Here is a 6171-nt window from a genome sequence, read left to right on the forward strand (position 1 = left end):
CGCGACCAGGTGGAAGTCGTCCTCATCGCCGCAGGCTTGTCGCTGGCGGTCGGTGCGGTCTGCGCCCTGCTCAGCTGGCAGCTGCGTCGTGCCTCGATCCTGTGGGCGTCGGGGCTTGTGGCCGTGGCCGCCGTCGGCGGGATCCTTGCGGGGGTGGTGGGGACGGCACAGGCGATGTTCCTCTCCTTCCACGACCTGGAGGTCGTCCTCCTCGTCTGCCTGGTCTCGGGGCTGGTGTCTCTGGGGTTCGCGCTCTGGCTCGCCCGGCGCCTCCTCGGCGAGGCCCGCACCCTGCGTGACAGCGCGCACCGGCTCGGGGCCGGCGAGCCGGTCGCCGAGGTCTCCTCGGGGCCACGTGAGTTCCGGGCGGTCAGTGCCGAGCTCGCGCGCAGCAGTGAGCAGCTGCGCGCTGCCCGGGAGCGCGAGCACCGAATGGAGCAGTCCCGGCGGGAGCTCGTGGCCTGGGTCTCGCACGACCTACGGACCCCGCTGGCCGGACTGCGTGCCATGACTGAGGCCCTCGACGACGGCATCGCCGAGGACCCAGCCCGCTACCACCGGCAGATGCTCGGCGAGGTGGACCGCATGGTGCTCATGGTCGACGACCTCTTCGAGCTGTCGAGGATCCACGCCGGTGCCCTCAGCCTGTCGCTGCAGACGGTGCAGCTGAGCGACGTCGTCAGCGAGTCGATTGCCGGCGCCGGCCCGGTGGCCCGCGCCCGCCGGGTCAGGGTCGGGGGAGACGTCGACGCCGACGTGCTCGTGCGCGCCGACCCGGGAGCCCTGTCGCGGGTTGTCGCCAACCTCGTCATGAACGCGATCCGCCACACGCCGGCCGACGGCGCGGTCAGCATCCATGCTCGGCGTGACGGGGGCACCGTCGAGCTCAGCGTCACCGACGCCTGCGGCGGCATCGACCCGCCCGACCTCGAGCGTGTCTTCGACGTCGCCTGGCAGGGCGACCACGCCCGCACCCCCGGCAGCGGTGCGGGGGCGGGGCTGGGCCTGGCGATCGTCAAGGGGCTGGTGGAGGCACACGAGGGCACGGTGGCCGTCGCCAACCACGACGGCGGGTGCCGGTTCACCGTGCGGCTGCCGGCCTAGTCCTCAAGCCCGAGAGGGCTGTTGGGCTGTTGGGCTCTGTTCGGACGGCCGCATTGGCCCTACCGTGAGGTGAGCCCGTGCACGGCGGGACGCGACTCACCAAGGGTGGTGCGACATGAATCACGACTGGCTCAACGTGAGCTGGAAGATGCTGGTCGTCCGGGGGGTCCTCGGGATCGTCTTCGGCATCGTGGCGATGGTATGGCCCGTCACCACCGCCGTCGCCCTCGCCCTGATGTGGGGCGTCTGGGCCGTGGTCGACGGCATCGGCTCGCTGGTGCAGGCCTTCCAGCCCGAGGCCATCGGCAAGGGCTGGCTGGTGGCCATGGGCATTCTCGGCCTGCTCGCCGGCCTGTTCGCCATCTTCCGTCCCGGCGTCACCGCGGTGGGGCTGACGTGGATCCTCGGCATCTGGCTCGTCGTGCGCGGACTGTTCGAGCTGTTCGGCGCCTTCTCCAGCACCATCGCCCAGCCTCGCTGGCTGCTGTTCCTCAGCGCCGCGCTGTCGATCGTGATCGGCCTGCTGTTCGCGTTCAACCCGGGCACCGGCGCAGTCGCGGTCGCGTTCTGGCTGGGCCTGATGGCCCTCGCCTGGGGAGCCGTCTTCATCGTCGTGGGGTTCATGGTCCGCCGGGAGGGCGCGGCACACACCGTGGCACCCGGCGCGCCCGGCGCCCCCGCCTAGGTGCCGCCCAAGCCTAGGTGGCTCGTCCTCCGCCGGTCCGCCCCCTGCCCGTGGGGGTGGCCCGCGCGGTGGCCTGCGCCCGGCCCCTGACGGTGGTGCGGGCCGGGGTGGCGTGGCGGTGCGCGATCTCGGTGACGGCCACACCGACCACGAGCAGCAGCAGCGCCGTCTGCACGTCCTGAGGCCCCGAGATGGCCAGGGAACGGGTCGGCTCGGTGAGGAAGTAGTCGAACCACAAGGTCCCCGACACCGTGGCGGTGAGACCCGCCGCGCGCAGCCCGGTCGCGGCGGCAGCGACGATCACGAGCACCACGAGCAGGACGGCCGTCGTCTGCGGAGCGTGCACCCCTGTGGTCGCGACGGTGGCGCACACGAGCAGCGGGACGATCGCGGCATAGGCGATGACGGTGGCGCGGTGGTCCTCGGGGACGCCGTGGGGTGGATGGAGGCGGGTGAGGCGCATACCTCCATGACGCCTCTGCACGTCCTCGCAGGTCAAGGATCTTGACGCCATCTGAACGGCGATGTGGTGCGCGCTACAGCCAGCCGTTGCGCCGGAAGAGTCGATGCAGCACCACACAGGCCGTCGCGATGACCCCGACGATGGCGAAGTAGCCGTACTCCCAGCGCAGCTCAGGCATGTTGTCGAAGTTCATGCCGTAGATGCCGGCGACGGCCGTGGGCACGAGCGCGATCGCGGCCCAGGCCGAGATCTTGCGCATGTCCTCGTTCTGGCGGACGGCGATCGCGTTCTGCCGCACGCCGACTCGCGCGAGGTTGGCCTGCAGCACGTCGGTCAGCAGCCGGTCGAATCCGTCGATCGCGTCAGCGGCGCGGAGCAGGTGGTCGTGCACGTCACGGAAGAAGGTCCCTGTGGCGGTGTCGACTCCCTCGACGGTCCCGGCCGCGAGCGTGCCGAGCGGTCCTGCCAGCGGCTGGACGGCCCGGCGGAACTCGGCGACCTCCCGCTTGAGCTTGTAGATGCGCTCGGCGTGGTCCTCGTCCTGCCCGTCGAACACCTGTGTCTCGATGTCGTCGACGTCGACCGTGATGCAGTCGATGGCCTCCTCGTACCCGTCGACGATGAGGTCGGCGGCGCGGTAGAGCACCGCCGACGGGCCGTGGCGCAGCAGGCTGGGATAGGCGCCATCGAGCTCGGCGCGAACCCGCCGCAGGACGTCGCTCTCGCCGTGCCGGACCGTGATCACGAACCCCGGCCCGAGGAACACCGCCACCTCGGCGACGTCGACGACCTCGTGCCGGTCGACGTACCGCACCGGCTTGAGCACGGCGAAGACGATCTCCCCGTAGCTCTCCAGCTTGGGGCGCTGGTGGGCCTTGATGGCGTCCTCGACGGCGAGGGACGGCAGCTCGAACTCGCGTGCGACGGTGGTGAGCTCCTCCTCCGTCGGGTTCTGCAGCCCGATCCAGACGAACCCGTGGGTGCTCCGGGAGGCCGCCCGCGCGCGGGGGAGGGTCAGGCGTCCCGGGACCCTGCGTCCCTCCTCGTAGAGCCCGCAGTCCCCGATGACGGACTCGACACCCCGCACCCCTTCGCGGGGCGCTCCGGTGAGGGCAGGGGTGTCGTCGGGAGCAACGGCCTCGGACCACCGGGCGAGCAGGTCCCGCACCCGGCGCCTCGTGGCGGGGAGGACGTGCTCGAGCTCGGACATGCGCTGCTCCTCCGTGTCGGTGCCGTCGCCTCGGGCGCGGTCGGCGGCAGCAGGCCATGATGCCACTGCTCAGGTGCCGGCCCCCGCCACCGGGTGGTCCGCGCCGTTCAACCAGCCTGCGACCTGGTCGGCGAGGAGCGCGGCGACCCGGCGCTGCTCGGCGCTCGGGCGTGACACGTGTGTCGCCGAGGTGAGGACGAAGTGGCCCCGCACCTGTCCTCCGGAGCGCACCGGCAGCACCATCGTGGAGTCGACAGGCAGGCCGTCACGCTCGACGTTGAGGCGGTGCCCGTCGCGAACGAGCGAGCCGTCCTGTTCCAGGGTGGGTGCCCCCGGGTCCGGGCGTGGGCCGGAGACGAAGCGGCAGGAGTCGAGGTCCAGGACCTCGATGATGCGCTGCGCGACGGCCCGGGTGACCTCGTCGCGCGACTCGTGGTGCGCGGCCAGGGTCTCGGCAGTGGCGAGGACGCCACCGAGGTAGCCGGTCTGCCGGCTGAGCGCTGCCTCCTGCCGCAGGCCCCAGAGGGCGGTCTCCGTGACGATCCCGCCGATCACGAGGAGGAGCACGGCCGCCTCGACGTCGCTCGCGTCGTTGATGGTGAAGGAGTTGTACGGCTCCGTGAGGAAGAAGTCGAACCACGCCACCGCCGAGAGCGTCGCCGCGAGCCCGGCAGCGCGGATCCCGGTGGCACACGTGGCGACGACCACCGCCACCAGCACGAGGACCGCGGTGGCAGCCGTCACCGAGTCCCGCACCAGCGACAGGAGGGCAGCGGCGACGAGAGGGGCAAGTGCCGCGACGACGGTGGTCACAAGTCGGTGCTCGCGCACGGTGGTTCGCAGGTTCATGTCCTCATCACGCGCGGAGAGGGGAATCCTCGTCAAGGGTCTTTACGCCTTCTGTACGGCGTGGACGCCCGAGTGCGGCCGGCCGGTGCCGGCCTCGGTGCCGGCCTCGGTGCCGGCGTCAAGATCCCGTCAAGGTCCGTCATGGCGCCGTCAACGGGGCGGGAGGCCGCGATCCCGGGGCATTGACTGGAGACGTGATCGAAAACGTCATCGCCGCTGCACTCGGACTGGCCCTGCTGGCCTACCTCGTGTACGCCCTCATCCGACCGGAGAAGTTCTGATGTCCGCCACCACGAGCGGGCTGCTGACCATCGGGGTGCTCGTCCTGATGCTCGGCGTCTGCTACCACCCACTGGGCGCGTGGATGGCTCGCGTCTACAGCGACAGGCGCCACCTGCGCGCAGAGAAGGCCATCTACCGCCTCGTCCGGGTCGACCCGGACTCCGAGCAGGGCTGGAAGGCCTACGCGCTCAGCGTCATGGCCTTCTCCCTCGTCAGCATCGCCGCGCTGTTCACGCTCATCCTCGTCCAGCTGCGGCTGCCGCTGAGCCAGGGCTCGGAGGGCATGGGCGTCACCACCGCCCTCAACACCGCCGTCTCGTTCGTCACCAACACCAACTGGCAGTCGTATGCCGGTGAGGTCGGCGCCACGCCGATCGTCCAGACCATGGGCCTGACGGTCCAGAACTTCGTCTCCTCCGCCGTCGGCATCGCCGTCGCGGTGGCCCTGACCCGTGGCATCGCCCGTCGCTCCGCGCACGGCATCGGCAACTTCTGGGTCGACCTGGTGCGCGGGTCCGTGCGGGTCCTGCTGCCGATCGCGGCCGTCGGCGCCGTGGTGCTGATGGCCGGCGGTGTCGTCCAGAACCTCACCGCCCCCGAGACCATCCAGGCCGCCGCAGGCGGCGAGCAGGTCATCCGCGGGGGTCTCGTCGCCTCCCAGGAGGTCATCAAGGAGCTCGGCACGAACGGCGGCGGCTACTTCAACGCCAACTCGTCCCACCCGTTCGAGAACCCGAACGCCCTCACCAACCTGTTCGAGATCTTCCTCCTCCTCGTGATCCCGTTCGCGCTCACCCGCACCTACGGGATCATGGTCGGCGACCGCCGCCAGGGCTGGGCCCTGCTGGGCTTCGCCGGTGTGCTCTGGGCCGCCGGGGTGGCCGCCACGACAGCGTCGGAGCTGTCGGCGTCGGGCGCGCTCCACGGCTCGATGGAGGGCAAGGAGCAGCGCTTCGGCGCGTGGCCCTCGGCACTGTTCGCCGCGTCGACCACCGGCACCTCCACGGGGGCGGTCAACTCGATGCACGAGAGCTACAGCCCCCTCGGTGGTGGGACCGTCCTCACCAACATGCTGCTCGGCGAGATCTCGCCCGGCGGTGTCGGGTCCGGTCTCTACGGCATCCTGGTCGTGGCCATCATCGCGGTGTTCATCGCGGGCCTCATGGTCGGTCGCACCCCGGAGTTCCTCGGCAAGACGATCGGCCGGCGCGAGATCACCTGCGCCGCCCTCTACATCCTCGTGATGCCGCTGCTGGTGCTCACCTTCACCGGTCTGTCGCTGGTGCTCGACGGCCCCGGTGACACGATGCTCGCGTCGGGTCCCCACGGCCTGTCCGAGGTCATGTACGCGTACGCCTCGGGTTCCAACAACAACGGCAGTGCGTTCGCCGGGCTGGGAGCCGACACCCCCTGGTACAACCTGACGATCGCGGCCTGCATGTTCCTCGGCCGCTTCGTGCCGATGCTTCTGGTGCTCCGGCTCGCGGGGCTGCTCGTCGAGCAGCAGCCGCGCCCCGCCACCGTCGGCACGATGCCCACGCACACCCCGCTCTTCGTCGGGCTGCTCACGGGCGTCGC

At 71.0% G+C, this 6171-nt stretch carries 7 protein-coding genes; 4 read left to right on the forward strand and 3 right to left on the reverse strand.

Going from position 1 to position 6171, the window contains the following annotated elements:
- Together VIB11_RS16915 and VIB11_RS16920 are read left to right on the forward strand one after the other, a co-directional pair.
- A partial coding sequence (locus VIB11_RS16915; protein WP_332057237.1) for a HAMP domain-containing sensor histidine kinase occupies positions 1–1104 on the forward strand: 1104 nt, incomplete at its 5' end.
- Positions 1105–1219: 115 nt separating this feature from the next.
- A complete protein-coding gene (locus VIB11_RS16920; protein ID WP_332057238.1) occupies positions 1220–1789 on the forward strand; it encodes an HdeD family acid-resistance protein in 570 nt (189 codons plus the stop codon).
- Between the two features lie 13 nt (positions 1790–1802).
- Here the strand turns inward: VIB11_RS16920 and VIB11_RS16925 are convergent, their stop codons facing one another.
- From VIB11_RS16925 to VIB11_RS16935, 3 genes are all read right to left on the reverse strand, one after another.
- Positions 1803–2252, reverse strand: coding sequence for a DUF4118 domain-containing protein (locus VIB11_RS16925; protein WP_332057239.1), 450 nt, complete (start codon positions 2250–2252; stop codon positions 1803–1805).
- 73 nt (positions 2253–2325) lie between these two features.
- Positions 2326–3462 (reverse strand): magnesium and cobalt transport protein CorA, encoded by a 1137-nt coding sequence (locus VIB11_RS16930; protein ID WP_332057240.1) that lies wholly within the window; start codon positions 3460–3462, stop codon positions 2326–2328.
- Positions 3463–3531: 69 nt separating this feature from the next.
- Positions 3532–4311 (reverse strand): DUF4118 domain-containing protein, encoded by a 780-nt coding sequence (locus VIB11_RS16935; protein WP_332057241.1) that lies wholly within the window; start codon positions 4309–4311, stop codon positions 3532–3534.
- A gap of 182 nt (positions 4312–4493) precedes the next feature.
- Between VIB11_RS16935 and kdpF the strand changes: the two genes are divergently transcribed.
- Together kdpF and kdpA are read left to right on the forward strand one after the other, a co-directional pair.
- Entirely contained in the window at positions 4494–4592 is a 99-nt protein-coding gene (gene kdpF / locus VIB11_RS16940; protein ID WP_332057242.1) for a K(+)-transporting ATPase subunit F, read from the forward strand.
- Positions 4592–6171: potassium-transporting ATPase subunit KdpA (gene kdpA, locus VIB11_RS16945; protein WP_332057243.1), on the forward strand; the 1580-nt coding region annotated here is incomplete at its 3' end. The genes kdpF and kdpA, both read left to right, overlap by 1 nt.

The organism is Pedococcus sp. (genome assembly GCF_036554925.1).
Taxonomy (GTDB): Bacteria; Actinomycetota; Actinomycetes; order Actinomycetales; family Dermatophilaceae; genus Pedococcus_A.